Below are 16,473 nucleotides of genomic sequence, written 5' to 3'. Positions count from 1 at the left end.
TGGGCGCGGGTCACAGGTTCGAGGTCGCGAGCCCGCGCCATTCGTCGAAGTGGCGCTGGTCCCGCGAACCGTCGTAGTCGCCGTTGTCGGCGCCGTCGCGCAGGCTGACCCAGTCCATCCATGCGGCGACGTCGCCGCCCAGCTCGCTGAACAGTGCCGGCATCGGCAGCCAGGCCTGGATGTACTTCTCGGGCTCGTGCTCGAAGATGTCCTTGCAGCCGTCGGAGCAGAACTGGTACTTCTCGCCCTTGTAGACCGTCTCGCGGTGGCAGGTCAGCGTCGGGTCGCCGGGCTCGGTGAACACGCACGGCAGCTGGCAGCACTGGCACAGCCTGGCCAGGCCGTAGTTCTTGAACGGCGTGCCGGCGGCCTTGAGCTTCTTGATGTGCGCCCAGCGCGGGCGGTAGTAGCGGTCGAAGGTGTCCGGGTACTTCGCCGACAGCCAGGCCATGTCGTCGTCCGACGGAATCCAGCTATGGAAGGCGGTGCCGAAGCTCCACTGGTAGAGGCCGAGCATGAACTGGTGCGACATGTGGTCGATGGCCTGCTCGGCGTCGTCCCAGCCCTTGGGCGGGCGGATGCCGTAGCGCGCCAGGTCGCGGAACAGCGCGCCGCCGTTCTCGACGCCGTAGATTTCCCAGGCCTCGCGCCACGACATCACGCGCTTGGGCAGCATGTAGTCCATCATCGTGCTGACCAGGCCGAGCACGCGGAAGCCGCGCCAGAACCACTTGTCGATCCAGCCCTGCACGATCGGCAGGTTGTCCGGATCCTGTTCGAGCATGAACTTGATGCACTCCAGCCCCAGCGTCATGTGGCGCGCCTCGTCCGACTGCGCGGAGAAGCCGAAGGTGACGGTCGCCATGTCGCCGTTGTAGGCCGCGCCCGACATGAAGGGCACGAACAGCAGGTTGGTCAGCACATACTCGAACGAGAAGCCGATCGCGATCATGAACTCGAAGGGCCCGGCCGACATCGCGTCGTCGAAGAACGAGCGTGCGACCGAGGTGTACCAGATGCGGTCGCGCGCATCCGCGAAGGCATGAAAGCCGTCGTAGTAGCGGTTGTAGTTCGACATCGCGTGGATCTGCGTCTGGGCGTGGCGGATCTCGTCGATCGCCTGCATCTGGCAGGCGACCTGCGTGCCGACGCCCGGAAACTCGCGGCCGATGCGGGCGAAGCCCTTGTGCGCGGCGTATTCGCCCGGGCTGATGGCCTGCAGGAAGATCTTCAGCGCCGACAGGTAGCGCGCATCGGTCAGGTTGAGGTGGCCGTTGTTCTGCGCATGGGCGTCGATGATGGCGTAGAACTTGCGCTCCTTCTCCGCCTGGTACTTCCAGTAGGCGTCCATCGTCAGGCGGAAGGGGTCTTCCCATTTGTCCCAGTCGTGCACCTTGATGCCTTCGTACTCGACATAGGGGAAGATGGCCTTCTTCGACTGGTAGCCCGGTTCCCAGCCCAGGTCGCGGGTCAGGATGCGGTAGCGCTCCTTCATGCCCAGCTTTTTCTTGGTGGCTTTCATATCCATGGTGTTTGCCTCGCTCATTCGTTCCAGCTCAGGGTCAGCGTGTCCTCGTCCTCGTCCACGTTGCCCGACAGGGTGATCAGGTTGATCTGCAGCTCCTGCAGGTCGTAGGCGCGCCCGAGCTGCGCCTCGATGGTCTCGCGGCGCACCACGAGCCGCCCCGGCGCGTCGATCTTGACCATCGCCGGCTGGCGGTTGACGACCGCCTGCGGGTTGTCGATCTCGATGGCGTCGATGATCGGGCGGGTTTCCTCATTGGCCTGCAAGGCGATGAATACGGTGGACATCGTGTTTCCTCAGAAAGGGATTCCGGTCTTGTGGATGCGGGCCTTGAACGCGGCGATGTGCGCGGCGACGGCCTCGTCGGCGTCCGCGCCGAGCACCAGCTCGACGACCGGCACCAGCGCGGCGGCGGCGCGGTCGCTCCAGTGCGCCATCCAGCCCTGCAGGACCTCGCGGTTGTGGTCGGACTCGGCGGCCGCGGTCTTGAGCACCGCATCCACCCACTTGCGCGTCTCGTCGAACCACTCGGCCATGAACTGGGTCAGCATCGCCACCGCGCTCGCCCCCCTGGCCGACAGCTCGTCATCGACGATGCGGCCGTAGACCAGCGGATACAGCAGGCCGTCGAGCGCGGCGTTCTGCGCCACGAACAGCTCGAACGGGTCGCGCACCACCATGCAGTCCTCGACGTAGCGCCGCAGCGGCTGCCAGGCCGGACCGTCGAGCCAGGCGGCCTTGCCGGCGTCGAGCGCGTCCACATCGCCCAGCAGCATGCCCAGGCGGGACAGGTACTGGGCGATGCCGAGGCTGTCCATGGCGTGGTACATGCAGGGCTGGGTGAAGGTGGTGCCGAAGCCGTAGCCGCAGATGAAGGTGTTGTTCTGGTTGGCGCCCCAGGCCGCGTGGCGCAGCGGCACCAGCAGGCGCAGCACGGCCTCGCGCAGTTCGGGGGCCAGCCTGTCGGCCAGGCCGCGCGACTCGACGAAGGCGAAGTTGGCCTCGGTCGTGTCCTGCTGGCGCGCGCGCGTCAGGGTGTAGGTGCTGTAGTAGAACTGGCGCGGGTCCTTCAGCGCGTACCAGTCCCGCATGACGATGCGGGTGATGCCGGCGTCGTAGAGCTGCTGCTCCGGGTCCCAGGTCGGCCGGTAGTGCAGGTTCTCGGCGGCCTGGATGTCGTAGCTGCCTTCCTGGTAGCGCGACGCCGGCTTGTCGCCGAAGCGGCGGACCAGGTGGTCGAAGGCGTTGCGCTGCGGCTGGATGCTGACGGTGCGAAGGTCGATCTGCATGTTTTCCCTCCTGCGCCGCCCCCGGGGGGACGGCGCCTGCTGTTCATCGGAATCGGGTGTGGGTGGCGTCGGCGAGCCGCCAGTCGAAGTCGTCGGGCGTCTTGCCGCCCGCGTCGCCGTCCGCCGGCGGCAGGAATTCCACCGCGTTGGCGGCGCAGAACTCGCTGAAGGCGTCGCGGCCCAGGATCAGCTCGACGAAGAGTTCGGGCTCGCCGATGGCGAAGTCGAATTCGACGAAGCCGTTCGGCCGTTCGCCGGTGACGCGCACGAAGCGCCGGGCGGTGTCGAAGGCCGGCGCCGCACTGGTTTCGGTGACTGCCATGGCGGCCGCCTCAGGTCACGACGGTGAGGAAGGTTTCGTGCAGCTTGCGCTGGACGTAGTCCAGCCCGCCGCCCGCGCCCAGCGCCTCGAAGGTCCAGGTCAGCGGCTCGTGGTCGGGATAGGGCTGGCGGTCTTCCTTGAAGGTCTCGAAGCGGTTGCCGGAGGGGTCCCAGGCATAGATGGTGCGGCCGCGCGTGACGCCGTGGCGGGTCGGCCCGATGTCCACCGGCACCTTGTGCATGGACATGATGTCGCCGGCGCGCAGCACGTCTTCCCAGCTTTCCATCAGGAAGGAACAGTGGTGCAGCTTGCCCGGCTCGGGGTACTCGGCGAAGGCGATGTCGTGCGACTTGATCGAGCAGTTCAGGAAGATGATCAGGTTGGCGTTGCCCTCGGGGTTGAGCACCCGCTCGACCAGCGTGAACCCCAGCACCTCGGTGAAGATCTTCTGCACTTCGCCGATGTTCGGCCCGTACAGCAAGGCATGGTCGAGACGCAGCGGCGCCATGCCGCGCTTGTTCTCGGGCGCCCACGGCGTCGGGTCGACCAGCCCGCAACCGTTGCCGACGGCGCTCTTCTTCGCGTACAGCTCAAACCAGTGCCCGGACGGCACCTGGAAGCGCACCCTCTCGCCGGTCTCCAGCAGGTCGCCCGCGGGCAGGCGCGTGGTGTCCAGGCCATAGGCGCGCAGCTCGGCTTCGAAGCGGTCCAGCGTGGCCTCGTCGAGCACCTTGAAGCCGATGAAATCCAGCCCCGCGCAGTCGGCTTCGCGCAGCACCACGCTGTGGTGGTCGATCTCGTCGCGGCATTTGAGATAAACCCGCCCCCCGGCGTCGCGCCCGGTTTCGGTCAAGCCCATGATGTCGCGGTAATGGCGAACGGCATCGTCGAGATTCATCACCCTGAGCTGCACGTGCCCCGGTCGCAGGACTCCTGTCATGGCCATCTTCTTGTCTCCTTGTTCAACGGTGAGTGCGGGCAAGGCGCCTGACCGATCCGTCAAGCATCAAACCCACTTATCAAAACTTCACCATTCTTTATGCAGAGACCGTGCCATGATCGACAAGCTCATGTATTCATTGACATTTCATTGAAATCGGCAGGGGCCCCGCGGCGCCAGGCCTGACGCTTTGGTCCGCCCGCGCCGCCAGCCTGACGAAAACGTCACGGTGCAGCGCAGCAATGCCGCGGAGCCGCGCCGCCGCCGGTCGTCCTCGGCGCCTCCAGGCCAGGCAAGGCTCCGCCGCCGCGCTCACTGAGGAACGAATCTGATCCAAGCTGAAAACCGGGCCGCGAATCGGAGGAGCACTGCCATGGAGCCGGTGGTTCTGTTCTACAGCTACGCGCACGGGTGCCTTCGGCGAAGCGGTCGGCCCCGGCGAATTGCTCGCCCTGGTCGGCCGCACCCTGCAATCGGCCTGATGCGGCCCGGCCCGGCGGCTGGGCCGGCCTTCAGTCCGCGCGTGCTTCCCCGGCCTGCTTCAAGCGATAGGCAAGCTGGCGCCGGGTGATGCCCAGCAGACGGGCGGCATGGGTGAGATTGCCCTGGGAGCGCTGCACGGCCAGGTTCAGCAGCCGCTTCTCGTGTGCATCGAGGTCGAAGCCTTCCTCGTTCAGCAACGTTTCGCACAAGCGGTCGCGGGCGGCATCGACGGCGCGGCAGACGCCGCCTTCGTGATCGACCGCCGCAGCGGCGCCGACCGCCGGCGCCCCGCCCGCGAACAGATGGTCCACCTCGATCCGCCCTCCGGCCGGCGCCAGCAGCACGCCGCGCTCGACGAGGTTTTCCAGCTCGCGGATGTTCCCCGGCCATTGGTAGCTCATCAAGGCCTGCATCGCGCGGTCGGTCAGGCCTTCGAGCGTCTTGTTGTACTGCGGGGCGAACTTGTCGAGCATCGCCGCGACCAGCAGCGGCACATCCGATTTGCGCTCGCGCAGGGGCGGAATGGTCACCGGATAGGTGGCGAGGCGGTAGTACAGGTCGGAGCGAAAACGCCCTTGCGCGATCGCCTGCTGGAGATTGACGTTGGTCGCGGCGACGACGCGGACATTGACCTTGCGCGTCTTCTCGTCCCCCAGGCGCTCGACCTCGCCCGTCTGCAGGACGCGCAGCAGCTTCACCTGCGCGGCCAGCGACAGCTCGCCCAGTTCGTCCAGGAACAGGGTGCCGCCGTCGGCGCGCTCGAAGCGACCGGCGCGGGACTGCTGGGCGCCGGTGTACGCCCCTTTCTGGACGCCGAACAGCTCGGCCTCGATCAGGTCGTTCGGGATGGCGGCGCAGTTCACGGCGACGAAAGGCTGTTCGCGGCGGTCGCTGTTCTCGTGCAGCCAGCGCGCGAAGACTTCCTTGCCCACGCCCGTCTCGCCCAGCAGCAGCACGCTGATCGGGCTGTTGGCGGCCTTGCTGAGCAGGTCGAAGGCGGCGCGGAAGCCCGGCGAACGGCCGACCAGCTGGCCGAGCTCCTTGCGCTCGCGCAGCTGGCCGCGCAGCTCGACCAGCTCGGCCTCCATCTCCTGCAGTTTCCAGTCGAGGTTCTCGGGCTTGAAATGCGCCAGGTAGGGATCGTCCCCCCAGGCCTCGGCCGGCTTGCCGACGATGACGCACTTGCCGTCGCCCTTGCACAGGCAGTGCGTCTCGCGGAACACGATCAGGCGCTTGAAAAAACCCGTGACATAACCGGAAGCGTAGCCCACCAGGGTCCAGCACGCGGCCTCGTGGCCGCTGCCGAACTGCTGCAGGTGGGATTCCGCCTCCCACGAATTGTCCCATTCGACCTCGCCGAAGAAGCTGCCCACCTCCCAGTCGATGTCGGCCCGCGTGATCGTCGCCCTGACCAGGCCCTCGAAGGCATGCAGCTCGGGGCCGATGCGGAAGACGTCGTAGTTGTCGCCGCTGCCGTACAGCGTGGAGGCGAGGTCGGCGTCCTGCTGGCCGGAGACGAAGCCCATGCGCAGCAGCAGGCCCTGCGCCCGCCGCGTGCCGAGGGAATCGAACAGTTCCTTGCGCAGCGCGCCCATCGCCCGCGCGTGCAGGAGCAGCATCCGGTTCTCGTCGAGCCAGATCTGCCCCTGGTCGATGTTGAACCGCAGCCTCGAACGCAGGTTGAACTGTTCGATGAGTCGTTGCTCTGCCATGTCCTCGCTCCGCATCCGGCTCTGAGACGCGCCGCGCCGCCCGCATCGCGGGGGGCCCGGCGCCGGCCGGTCTGTTCCAAGTGGCCTCGGCCGGCCACACGAGGCGCCACGTTACGCGACTGGCGCACCAAAGTGTAGAGGCCGGCAAGGCGCGGGCCGGCCTGAAGCGGCCCGCGCGCGCACCGCCGTATCCGATGTCAATACGTGGGGCGGCCGGCGCGCAGGTTCATCAGGCGCGAGAACAGGCGGCGGAAGGCCTCGTCCTGCGCACCCGCCTTGCCGAGCTCGGCGTTCTCGCGGAAGGCCAGCGCAATCTCCGCCCAGTCCTCGTCCCGCAGATGGCGGGCGGCGAGCGGCAGCAGCAGCTTTTCCTCGGTGTTCAGGTGGCGCCACTGCCCTTCGACGAAACGGTCGATGTCGTCGCCCAGGCGGGTACGCGCCCGGGCATCGCCACCGGCTTCGCCCAGGCGGGCCACGGCCTCCTCAAGTTCGGCCAAGCGGCGGCCGCCCTCCGCGTGCTCGCGCTCGAGGTCGGTGATCAGCGGCCCGGCCTCGGCGCTACGCTGCCCGAGCCTGGCGAACAGGTGCCGTTCTTCCTTGGGGTGGTGGAGCCGCTCGGGAAAGGCGCGCAGGTAGTGGAGCAGCGACGCGGTCAGCGTGTGGTCGATCTCGGCGCCGGAACGCAGGCGCGCCGCCTGTTCCCGCAGCCCGGCGCAGATCGCGGCGATGGCGCGGTGCTCGTCCTTGATGATGTCGACCGCCGCCGCGGCCGGCGTGCCGCGCACGTTGGCCTCGACCGTCGCCACCAGCACCGGCAGCGTGGCATGGGCCAGCACCTTCTGCGTCTGCGAACCGATGATCAGCGCGCGCACGCCGCGCCGGCCGTGCGAGGCCATGTAGATCAGGTCGCAGCCGCGCTCGGCCGCCACGTCCAGGATCAGCTCGTAGGGCCGCGCGCCGGTGCGCGCCACGCCGTCGCAGTCGACCCCGGCGCCGCCGGCCGCGGCAACGGCCTTGGCCAGGATCGCGTTGGCCTCGCCCATCGCCAGCTCGGCGAAGGCCTGCGGCGACAAGGTCCGCGCCAGCGCTCCCTCGCCGCAGGCGCCGTAGTCCTCGCGCATGGTGAAGAAGGTGATCTTCGCCCCCAGCGCCGCGGCGAAGGCGACGGCCCGGGTGACGAGGCCCGTGCCCAGTTCGGAGCCGTCGAGCGGCACCAGCAGATGTCGATACATGTCCCGTCTCCTTCGGATCAGACCGCGATCGCTTGCTTCGGCCGCAGCAGGAAGTGCCCCAGCGCCGGCAGCAGGATCAGCGCCCCCAGCATGTTCCAGACGAACATGAAGGCGAGCAGGATGCCCATGTCGGCCTGGAACTTGATCGGCGACCAGACCCAGGTCGCCACGGCGAGGCCGAGCGTGATGCCGGTCAGCACGACGACCTTGCCGGTGAAGATCAGCGCGCGGTAATAGGCCTCGGACAGGCTCATGCCTTCCTTGAGCCGGGCCAGCGTCACCGTCATCACGTACAGCGCGTAGTCGACGCCGATGCCGACGCCGAGCGCGATCACCGGCAGCGTCGCCACCTTGACGCCGATGTTGAGCCACACCATCAGCGCCTCGCACAGCACCGAGGTGATCATCAGCGGCACCACCGCGCACACCACGGCCCGCCACGAGCGGAAGGTGATGAAGGCCAGCACGATCACCGCCGCATAGACCAGGAACAGCATCTGCACGTTGGCCTTGCGCACGACGATGTTGGTCGCCGCCTCGATGCCGGCGTTGCCGGCCGCGTTCAGGAAGCGCAGCGCGTCCGTGCCGTGGCGCGCGGCGAAGCCCTCGACCACGTCCACCACGCTGGCCAGGGTGTCGGCCTTGTGGTCCTTCAGGTAGGCATAGACCGTCAGCAGGTCGCAGTTCTGGTTGAACATCTCGCGCGGCGCGCGGGTGATGATGGCGTTGAGCATGTCCTGCGAGCGCGGGATCTCGAACCACTTGAGGCTGCCCTCGTTCATGCCGGCGTTGGCGACCTTGGCCAGGCCGGCGAGCGAGCTGGTGGCCTCCACGCCGGGCAGTTGCTGCAGCGCGCGCTCCAGCGCATCGACCGCCATCAGCGTGCCGTACTGGCCGCAGGCGTACTGCGGCGTCCTCACCATGACGATGTAGACGTCGCTGCTCGCGGCGTAGTTGGCGGTCATGAAGGCGTTGTCGCGGTTGTAGCGCGAATCCGGGCGCAGCTCGGGGGCGCCGGGGTCGGTGTCGCCGATCTTGAGCTGGAAGCTGACCGCCAGGCCGAACGCGCCCATCGCCAGGCCGCAGGCCACGGCGACGGTGGCCCACTTGCGCCGGGTGAACAGGTCGAGGAAAGCCCAGAACGGGTGCTTGGCATGGCCGCCGTCGCCGGCCTCCATCAGCTCGGCCGCCAGGCTGCGCTGGGCGGCGACCGGGCTGACGCCGGTGTAGGACAGCAGGATCGGCAGCAGCACGAGGTTGGTGAAGATCAGCACCGCGACGCCGATGCTGGCGGTGACCGCCAGGTCCTGGATGACCTGGATGTCGATCACCATCAGCACCGCGAACCCCACCGCGTCGGCCAGCAAGGCGGTGAGCCCGGCCAGGAACAGGCGGCGGAAGGTGTAGCGCGCCGCCACCAGGCGGTGGGTGCCGCGGCCGATGTCCTGCATGATGCCGTTCATCTTCTGCGCGCCGTGGCTCATGCCGATGGCGAACACCAGGAAGGGCACCAGCACCGAATAAGGGTCCAGCTCGTAGCCCAGGGTCGGCAGCAGGCCCAGCAGCCAGACCACCGCGACCACCGAACACGCCACCACCAGCAGCGTGCTGCGCAGGCAGCGGGTGTACCAGAACAGTACCGCGGTGCAGATGGCGATCGCCACCGCGAAGAACACCATCACCTGGCGCAGGCCGTCGATCAGGTCGCCGACGACCTTGGCGAAGCCGGTGACGTGGATCTTCACCGTGTCCGACTCGTACTTGCCGCGCAACTGCTCGATGCGCTGCGACAGCGCGTGGTAGTCGATACGCTCCCCGGTGTCGGCGACGACGTCCTGCAGCGGCACGAAGAGGATGCTGGAACGGTAGTTGGCGGCGACGAGCTGGCCGATCTCGCCGGAGCGCTCGACGTTGATGCGGACCTGCTCCAGGCTTTCCGGCGAGCCGTCGTAGTCGTCCGGGATGACCGGGCCGCCGTCCAGGCCGTCCTCGGTGACCCCGGTCCAGCGCACCGACGGCGCCCACAGCGACTTCATGTAGGGGCGGTCCACCCCCGGCATCAGGAACAGCTCGTCGCCGAGCCTGCGCACGGTGTCGAGATAGGCCGCGCTGAAGATGTCGCCTTCGGTGGTCTCGACCGCGATCCTCAGGCTGTTGCCCATGCCGGCGAGCTGGCTGCGGTTTTCCAGGAAGTTGACGATGTAGGGATGGCTCGTCGGAATCATCTTCTCGAACGCCGCGTTGAGCCGCAGGCCGAACGCCTGCCAGGCCAGCACCACGGTCACCAGCAGGCAGACGGCGACGACGGCCAGGCGGTTGTTGAAGAGCAGGCGCTCGGGCAGCGAGCCCGAACGCGCATCGAATTCCGCGATGTCCGCGATCACAGCCTCGGCCGGAAGGGTATGTGCGACAGCCATTATCTGGATTCCACAGCAAGTCGAGCCGGTTCGACACGGCTCAGTCCGCGCGCGCCGGACAGCACGAGCGTCCCGTCGTCGCCCTGGGCGATGCCGGTGAGGCCGGCCGGGAAACTGCCCGCCACGGGCGTGAAGCTGCGTGCGCCATCGACGCTGCGCAGCAGGCGCCCGCTTTCGTCGGCGAGCACGATGGAGCGGTCCGCCAGCACGCTGCCGCTGGTCAGCGTCACCGCCTGCCCCAGCTCGATCTGCCGCCAGCTGGTGCCGCCGTCCGCGCTGCGCCAGACGTTGCCGCGCAAGCCGTAGGCCAGCAGCGTGTCGCGGTCGAGCGCCAGCGCGCCGAACCAGGTCCCGGGGTAAGGGGTCTCGATCGCGCTGAAGCGCTGCCCGCCATCGAGCGACCTGAACAGCGCCCCCTGCTCGCCGGCGATGAGCACGTCGGCGCCGCTGGCACGGACCGTGTACAGGTGCTTGCCGCGCGGGTTGGGGATGCGCCCCGTCAAGGAATGCCAGCTCCGCCCGCCATCGCCGGTCGCCAGCGCGAGTCCGTAGGCCCCGACGGCGAAGCCGCGCTGCCCGTCCAGGAAGTGGACGCCGAGGAAAGGCTTGTCCGGCCCCTCCTCGACGAGGCGCTGGGCGTCGCGCAGCGCGCGGGCAGCAGCGGCGTCGCCCGCATCCGCGTCCGCGCGGGCCCGGGCATCCTCGAAGACGATGCGCGCGGCCTCGCGCCCATCGAGCCGACGCAGCCAGGTCTCGCCCCCGTCCGTTGTCTGCAGCACCACGCCGCCGTGGCCGACGGCCCAGCCGTCGGTGGATGTGACGAAGTGGACGTCGGTGAGCGCGACGCTGACCGGCACCGCCCCGGCCTGGCGCCAGGTGCGCCCGGCGTCGTCCGACAGCAGCACGAGGCCGCGCACGCCGACGCCGACGAAGCGGCTGCCCGCCGCCGCCACGCTCAACTGCGGCGACTGCTGCGCGCGGACGTCGGCGCCGGCCGGCGCCTCGAGAAGATCGGGCACGGCCTGCGTTTCGGTGGCCAGGACCATTGCCGCAGCCAGGACGGCAGGCAGAACGACGGCCGCGCGCGCAATGCCGCGCCGGCCTGGAACCCTGATGGACATGATTCGGAACCCGTGTCCTCGCCGCGCCCCGGCCCGCCTGGTGGCGGGCGGCGGCGGCGAGCAATCTGAAGAACTGGGGAAGCGGCGACCGGCGGCCCGGCGCCGCGCAGGTCAGCGTGCCGCGTCGGCCGCCACCGCGTCGCCGGTGAAGTAGGTCTCCGCCTTGCGCTCGACGACCTTGAAGTCCTCGTCGTTGAGCGCCTGAATGACGCTCATCGTGCCCGCCTGCAGGTTGAAGACGGTGGCGGTTTTCATCAACGTGGCCGGAATCTTCGGCACCACGAAGGGCGTCACCTGGGTCGTGCGCCACAGCTTGCCCTCGGCGTCGTAGCCGTCGATCAGCGCGATCAGCCAAGTGTCCTCGTCGAGGTAGTAGCGACGCTTGGGCACCGCATGGCGCTTGCCGGCGGCGACGTTCGCCTCGACCACCCACACGCGGTGGCGCTCCCAACGCACCTGATCGGGGTTGAGGTGGTGGCGCGACAGCGCCTCTTCCAGCTTGGCGCCGACCAGCCCGTTGTTGTTGTACGGGATCAGCATCTCCTGCTTGCCCACCAGCGTCCACTCGAAGCGGTCGAGCTGGCCGAAGAAGCCCTGCACCTCGTCGAAGTAGTTGGCCCCGGAGGCGACGAAATCGGGCGTGTCGTAGGACACCGTCGGCGCCCGCCGCACGCGGCGCTGGCCGACGAGGTACTGCCAGGCCTGGCGCGCGTTCTTCTGGTCGATGCCGTCGCGGATCACCAGCGACTCGCCCGCCTTGAACGGCGGCTCCAGCGTGTTGAAGCGGAACATCGCGTATTCGCCGGACCATTTCTCGATGGTCGCGTCCTCGTAGTACGGCGGGTACTGGAAGGCGATCTCGTTGCGCGTGGCCAGCGTGTGCGAGCCGTCGGCGTTGCCGACGATGTTCTTGAAGCGGTATTCGATCGACGGCGCCTCGACGCGCAGCAGGAAGTTCCACATCACCTCGACGCCTTCCTTCGGGATCGGGAAGGGAATGCCGCCGATGCAGCCTTCGAGCGAATAGCCGCCGTCCCTGGTGCTGCAGCGCGTCGCGTTCAGCGCGGTGTTGTCATAGACGCGCTGCGGCGCCGCCGCGGCGCGGTGGGTGGGGTAGACGTCCAGCCGGAAGCTGTCCGGGTACTTCTGCAGCAGCGCCTTCGTCCCTTCGGACAGTACGGCGTCGTGCTGCCCCATGTTCTGGGCCGTGACCTGGTACAGCGGCTTCTCGGCGGCAAAGATCTCTCCCGGGATGTCGCCCACCTTCCGGCCCTGCAGCGGCTTGGTGATGCCGCCGTCCCAGGCCGGGATGCTGCCGTCGGCGTTGCCCGCCTTCTCGGCGCCCAGCGGGGTCAGCGCGCTCTTCAGCCTGGCGGCCTCGTCGGCCGTGACCGCCGCGCCGGTGGCCTGCGCCATCAGCATGGCGGCCGTCGCGGCCAGCGGCAGAATCTTGTGCTTCATCATTGTCGTCTCCTGAAATTCTCGTGTCCGGGGGTCAGAACGTGCGCTGGATCGACAGCGAGACGAAATCCCGGTCGCGGTGGAAGTTGTCGTACGAAAGCTCGGGCACCGCGGTGTCGTAGCGGATCACGGAGCCGCCCGCACCGAAGTAGCGCGTGTAGTTCAGGCCCGCCTGCCAGGTCCGCTGGTAGTCGGCCTTGACGCCGATGCTGAAGTTGCCGCCGCCTTCGGACGGGAACAGCACGCCATTCACCGAGGAGCGGCCGCTGAGGCCGTAGCTGAGACCGATCGGCACCTGCAGGTCGAGCCCCGGCGCCACCTGAAAGTACTCGGGCGTGAACACGAGCTGGATCGCGCTCGCGCTGCGCGTGGCGAGGCGGTCGAGCTGATGGGCGTTGTCGGTGACCTTCAGCCGCCGGTTGTAGGCGAACTCGCCGATGAAGGTCGCACCGTCCCACAGCGCGCTGCCGCCCAGCACGCTGATGGCCGACAGGTTGAGGTGCATCGTCCGGCCCTTGGGGAAGGCCGCGTCGTCGCCGCCGTCGGCCGTGGCGTCGCCCGGCAGGATCATCGTGATGCCGCTGCCCACCAGCGGCATGTTGTCGCGGAAGGACAGTTCGCCGGCGACGTTGGTCTCGCCCAGCAGGGTGCTGAAGCTGGCGCCCACGGTGCGGATGTCTTCCGCATAGACCATGACGTAGTCGCCGATGCTGCCGGGCTGGACGTTGACGCCCGGGCGCACGTAGAACTGGGGCATCTTGTCGTGGAACTGGGCAGCATAGAAGCCATATTCCGAATCCCCGGCCTTGAAGCGGAGCTGCACCCCGCCCTGGCCGGAATCCTTCGCCTCGATGTCCTTGCCCCGGAAGACCTCCTGCCCCGGCCCAAGGATGAGGCGCTCGCCGCCCTCATCGACGAAGTCGGCAAAGCTGAAATAGCTGCCCGCCGCCGGCAGGCGCGACTTGCGCCACTCGGCCTGGTAATAGGCGCCGAGCGTCACCTCGGGGTTGATCTGCAGCGTCACCGACACCTGCCCGACCGGGCGCGCGACCTCCTTGAACTGCGAGTTGGGTACCGACAGCGCACGCGCGAGGTCGAGCGGCGTCTGCGCCCCGGCGATGCCGTTCGAGCCGAAGAACAGACTCTCGCCGTAAAGCTGGGTGAAGCGCCCCGCCTTGAGGTTGAGGTTCATGCCGGCCGGCTCGAAGCTGCCATAGACGAAGGCATCCAGGAACTCGGCCTTGCGCCCGTGCAGCTTCTTCGTCGCCCGGGTGAATTCGTTGTAGCGCGCCGAGCGCTGGTTCAGCAGCGCGCCGCCGAGGGCGCCCGGATTGTCGTTCGACTCGTTGTAGACCTGGTCGTACCAGGCCGCCCCGCTGATGCGGAAGCCGTACTTGCGCATATAGCGGAAATCGAGCTCGGACAGCAGGTCGAGCCGGTTCGAGACCAGCCCCCGGCCGAAATTCTGGTCGCCGTCATTGGTGTTCGCCTGCGGCCCGATGGAGTCGTCCGCCACGCCGCGGTCGATGCCGTTCACGCGCCAGCTCGCGCTGTACTTGACGGTGTTGTCCCAGCTCATCCTGATGTCCGGATTGCCGGTATCGATCTGAAACGCGAGCGCGGCGCCGGAGGCCGCAAGCCCCGCGAACGCGCCGGCAACGGCACGACAGACGGATTTGATGCGAAAACGGGTACGGCCGTGCGGGTGTGCCCTCTTGTCCATGCCTTCCTCCTCCAATCGTTATCTGGATCCCGGATCCGTATCCGACCTACCGGGATGGCACGAACCTTATAGAGCAGTCGAAATGCCGTCCAATACCGATTTATGGACCGATTAATACCTTTAAAGTATGATCATCCCGGATCAATACCGGAGAAAGCGCATGGACCTGCGCCACCTGAGATATTTCATCGCCGTCGCCGAGGAACAGAACATCGGCCGCGCCGCCACCCGGCTCCACATCTCGCAGCCGCCGCTCACCCGGCAGATCCAGCAGCTCGAAGAAGAACTGGGCGTCCGCCTGCTGAACCGCACGCCGCGCGGCGTCGAGCTGACCCAGGCCGGGGCGCTGTTCCTCGACGAAGCGCGCAACATCCGCGCCGTCGTCGAGCAGGCCACCGAGCGCACCCAGCGCGCGGGGCAAGGCAAGCTCGGGCGGCTGGACGTCGGCATCTTCGGTACCGCGATCCTCGACGCGATCCCCAAGCTGCTGCTGGCCTTCCGCCGCTCCTACCCGGAGGTGAAGATCGTCCTCCACACCATGAACAAGGGCGAACAGATCGAAGCCCTGCGCCAGCGCCGCATCACGGTCGGCTTCAACCGCATGCTGGCGCCACTGCCCGACATCACCACCCGGCTGGTGGCCAACGAGAGGCTGCTGCTGGCCATGAGCCACACCAGCCCGCTGGCCGCGCAAGAATCGGTGCCATTCCCGGCGCTGCGCGATCACCCGCTGGTGCTCTTCCCCACCGGCGCGCGCCCGAACTTCATCGACAAGGTGATGACGCTGTGCCACGAAGCGGGCTTCGAACCCCTCGTTTCGCAGGAAGTGAGCGACGCCATCACCGGCGTGGCACTGGCCGCCGGCGGCTTCGGCGTCTGCCTGGTACCGGAATCGACCACCTCGCTGGCCCTGCCCGGGGTGATATACAAACCCCTCACCGGCCTGCCGGACCATGCCCAGGTCGATCTGAGCTGCATCTACCGCAGCGACGATCAATCCCCGATTCTCGAAGCCTTTCTCGGCACCATCGAGCAAATGCGTTCCACTCTTCAGTCAGGAGCGGCCTTGACGGAATGAGCCTCGCATTCAGCATACGGGAGCACAAAACGAAAACCCCAGCCGGGACGGACTGGGGTTTGGATTCTGGTGGGCGGTACTGGGATCGAACCAGTGACCCCTGCCGTGTGAAGGCAGTGCTCTACCGCTGAGCTAACCGCCCGATCCGGCGAAAGATTCGCGCGATCGGTCTGCGAAAGGAGGCGCTTGAGGCCTGGTGGGCGGTACTGGGATCGAACCAGTGACCCCTGCCGTGTGAAGGCAGTGCTCTACCGCTGAGCTAACCGCCCTTCCGCAAAGAGGGCGCATTGTAGAAGCGGCACCCTGGCCCGTCAAGCCGGCTTTTTGTCGGTCGCTTGACTGCCGGGCAAATCCTGTCTTGACAGCGGCTCCACTTGCCCGCAGCACCGCCCTTCATCCGCACCTTCTCCACACCAGTTCGGCCACCATCCACCAGCCCAGGGCCCAGGCCGCGCCGGCCGCCCAGCCTGCCAGCACATCGGTCGGCCAGTGGACACCGAGATAGACCCGGCTCAAGCCCACGATACCCGACAGAAAAAGCGCGGCCCCCATGATGTAGAGCTTCTGCGCCTGTGCATTCGCCAGGCGGGCGAGCAGGACACCGAGCGTCAGATATACGACGGCCGACATCATCGCGTGCCCGCTCGGAAAGCTCGCACTCGTCACGAAGTCGCCGTGCGGGATCACATCCGGCCGCGGCCGGGAAAAGACACCTTTGAGCAAGGTGCTGAGCAAGGTCCCGCCCAGGGTCGACGCCAGCACGAACAGCGCCATGCCTCTTCGCCCGGACAGCAGCAGAAACAGCACGGCCATGCACACCAGCAGGCTGAGCACCGTGGTACTGCCCAGCGCGGTGGCGTCGCGCGCTGCCGACTGCAGCCACATCGGCCCGCCGGTATCGGGTTGCGGGTGCAGCGCCAGCATGATGGCGCGATCCAGGGTCACGGTATCGCCATCCGCCACTTCGTCCGCAACCGCGATGAAAATCCAGGCCGCCGAAGCCAGCAACAGCACCACCGCAAGAATGCGAGGTTCAAGCCATGTGCGCAGAAACTTCATTTTTCCTCCCTCGTTCTGCGTTTCTCCGATCGCTGCGGCGATCCACTTCTCATACGGCAACAGCCTGTCGCTGTGCCGCTAGAATGGTCAATCGCTGTATGACACACCACG

Annotated in this window: 13 protein-coding genes and 2 tRNA genes; 1 reads left to right on the top strand and 14 read right to left on the bottom strand. The window is 67.7% G+C overall.

The genetic code is table 11. The annotated features are described in order from the left end of the window. Positions 1-10 precede the first annotated feature (10 nt). From NX068_RS00910 to NX068_RS00860, 11 genes are all read right to left on the bottom strand, one after another. Positions 11-1,528: a YHS domain-containing protein gene (locus NX068_RS00910; RefSeq protein WP_263459404.1), complete on the bottom strand. Its 1,518-nt coding sequence runs from the start codon at positions 1,526-1,528 to the stop codon at positions 11-13. Between the two features lie 14 nt (positions 1,529-1,542). Continuing rightward, complete coding sequence (locus NX068_RS00905) at positions 1,543-1,812, bottom strand: MmoB/DmpM family protein (protein WP_263459403.1); 270 nt, start codon at positions 1,810-1,812, stop codon at positions 1,543-1,545. A gap of 9 nt (positions 1,813-1,821) precedes the next feature. Continuing rightward, positions 1,822-2,814, bottom strand: a complete 993-nt coding sequence (locus NX068_RS00900) for an aromatic/alkene monooxygenase hydroxylase subunit beta (RefSeq protein WP_263459402.1) — start codon at positions 2,812-2,814, stop codon at positions 1,822-1,824. A gap of 43 nt (positions 2,815-2,857) precedes the next feature. After that, the gene (locus NX068_RS00895; protein WP_263459401.1) at positions 2,858-3,136 is read right to left on the bottom strand and encodes a phenol hydroxylase subunit; all 279 of its coding nucleotides are present in this window, start codon (positions 3,134-3,136) and stop codon (positions 2,858-2,860) included. 10 nt (positions 3,137-3,146) lie between these two features. Continuing rightward, positions 3,147-4,082 (bottom strand): catechol 2,3-dioxygenase, encoded by a 936-nt coding sequence (locus NX068_RS00890; RefSeq protein WP_263459400.1) that lies wholly within the window; start codon positions 4,080-4,082, stop codon positions 3,147-3,149. A gap of 506 nt (positions 4,083-4,588) precedes the next feature. Next, positions 4,589-6,271 (bottom strand): sigma-54-dependent Fis family transcriptional regulator, encoded by a 1,683-nt coding sequence (locus NX068_RS00885; RefSeq protein WP_263459399.1) that lies wholly within the window; start codon positions 6,269-6,271, stop codon positions 4,589-4,591. 197 nt (positions 6,272-6,468) lie between these two features. Then, positions 6,469-7,503, bottom strand: coding sequence for a universal stress protein (locus NX068_RS00880; protein WP_263459398.1), 1,035 nt, complete (start codon positions 7,501-7,503; stop codon positions 6,469-6,471). A gap of 17 nt (positions 7,504-7,520) precedes the next feature. Then, positions 7,521-9,920 (bottom strand): efflux RND transporter permease subunit, encoded by a 2,400-nt coding sequence (locus tag NX068_RS00875; RefSeq protein WP_263459397.1) that lies wholly within the window; start codon positions 9,918-9,920, stop codon positions 7,521-7,523. Continuing rightward, positions 9,920-10,966, bottom strand: a complete 1,047-nt coding sequence (locus tag NX068_RS00870; protein WP_327084797.1) for a WD40/YVTN/BNR-like repeat-containing protein — start codon at positions 10,964-10,966, stop codon at positions 9,920-9,922. The genes NX068_RS00875 and NX068_RS00870 overlap by 1 nt, the downstream gene beginning before the upstream one ends. Before the next feature lie 186 nt (positions 10,967-11,152). Next, a complete protein-coding gene (locus NX068_RS00865) occupies positions 11,153-12,505 on the bottom strand; it encodes a DUF1329 domain-containing protein (protein WP_263459395.1) in 1,353 nt (450 codons plus the stop codon). Positions 12,506-12,536: 31 nt separating this feature from the next. Beyond that, positions 12,537-14,225, bottom strand: a complete 1,689-nt coding sequence (locus tag NX068_RS00860; RefSeq protein WP_263459394.1) for a DUF1302 domain-containing protein — start codon at positions 14,223-14,225, stop codon at positions 12,537-12,539. A gap of 160 nt (positions 14,226-14,385) precedes the next feature. Between NX068_RS00860 and NX068_RS00855 the strand changes: the two genes are divergently transcribed. Next, positions 14,386-15,303, top strand: coding sequence for a LysR substrate-binding domain-containing protein (locus NX068_RS00855; RefSeq protein WP_263459393.1), 918 nt, complete (start codon positions 14,386-14,388; stop codon positions 15,301-15,303). A 67-nt stretch (positions 15,304-15,370) separates the two neighbouring features. Here the strand turns inward: NX068_RS00855 and NX068_RS00850 are convergent. From NX068_RS00850 to NX068_RS00840, 3 genes are all read right to left on the bottom strand, one after another. Then, a tRNA-Val gene (locus NX068_RS00850) sits at positions 15,371-15,445 on the bottom strand. 52 nt (positions 15,446-15,497) lie between these two features. Then, a tRNA-Val gene (locus tag NX068_RS00845) sits at positions 15,498-15,572 on the bottom strand. 124 nt (positions 15,573-15,696) lie between these two features. Continuing rightward, the gene (locus NX068_RS00840) at positions 15,697-16,362 is read right to left on the bottom strand and encodes a phosphatase PAP2 family protein (RefSeq protein WP_263459392.1); all 666 of its coding nucleotides are present in this window, start codon (positions 16,360-16,362) and stop codon (positions 15,697-15,699) included. Positions 16,363-16,473: the final 111 nt, after the last annotated feature.

The sequence above is a fragment of the Thauera carbonicopians genome (genome assembly GCF_025699485.1).
Classification (GTDB): Bacteria; Pseudomonadota; Gammaproteobacteria; order Burkholderiales; family Rhodocyclaceae; genus Thauera.
This window is presented reverse-complemented; position numbering and strand designations above follow the sequence as displayed.

Bases quoted from the DNA above. Each gene is read 5' to 3' on its own strand.
- NX068_RS00910 (WP_263459404.1), bottom strand. From the start codon at position 1,528: ATGGATATGAAAGCCACCAAGAAAAAGCTGGGCATGAAGGAGCGCTAC.
- NX068_RS00905 (WP_263459403.1), bottom strand. From the start codon at position 1,812: ATGTCCACCGTATTCATCGCCTTGCAGGCCAATGAGGAAACCCGCCCG.
- NX068_RS00900 (WP_263459402.1), bottom strand. From the start codon at position 2,814: ATGCAGATCGACCTTCGCACCGTCAGCATCCAGCCGCAGCGCAACGCC.
- NX068_RS00895 (WP_263459401.1), bottom strand. From the start codon at position 3,136: ATGGCAGTCACCGAAACCAGTGCGGCGCCGGCCTTCGACACCGCCCGG.
- NX068_RS00890 (WP_263459400.1), bottom strand. From the start codon at position 4,082: ATGGCCATGACAGGAGTCCTGCGACCGGGGCACGTGCAGCTCAGGGTG.
- NX068_RS00885 (WP_263459399.1), bottom strand. From the start codon at position 6,271: ATGGCAGAGCAACGACTCATCGAACAGTTCAACCTGCGTTCGAGGCTG.
- NX068_RS00880 (WP_263459398.1), bottom strand. From the start codon at position 7,503: ATGTATCGACATCTGCTGGTGCCGCTCGACGGCTCCGAACTGGGCACG.
- NX068_RS00875 (WP_263459397.1), bottom strand. From the start codon at position 9,920: ATGGCTGTCGCACATACCCTTCCGGCCGAGGCTGTGATCGCGGACATC.
- NX068_RS00870 (WP_327084797.1), bottom strand. From the start codon at position 10,966: ATGGTCCTGGCCACCGAAACGCAGGCCGTGCCCGATCTTCTCGAGGCG.
- NX068_RS00865 (WP_263459395.1), bottom strand. From the start codon at position 12,505: ATGATGAAGCACAAGATTCTGCCGCTGGCCGCGACGGCCGCCATGCTG.
- NX068_RS00860 (WP_263459394.1), bottom strand. From the start codon at position 14,225: ATGGACAAGAGGGCACACCCGCACGGCCGTACCCGTTTTCGCATCAAA.
- NX068_RS00855 (WP_263459393.1), top strand. From the start codon at position 14,386: ATGGACCTGCGCCACCTGAGATATTTCATCGCCGTCGCCGAGGAACAG.
- NX068_RS00840 (WP_263459392.1), bottom strand. From the start codon at position 16,362: ATGAAGTTTCTGCGCACATGGCTTGAACCTCGCATTCTTGCGGTGGTG.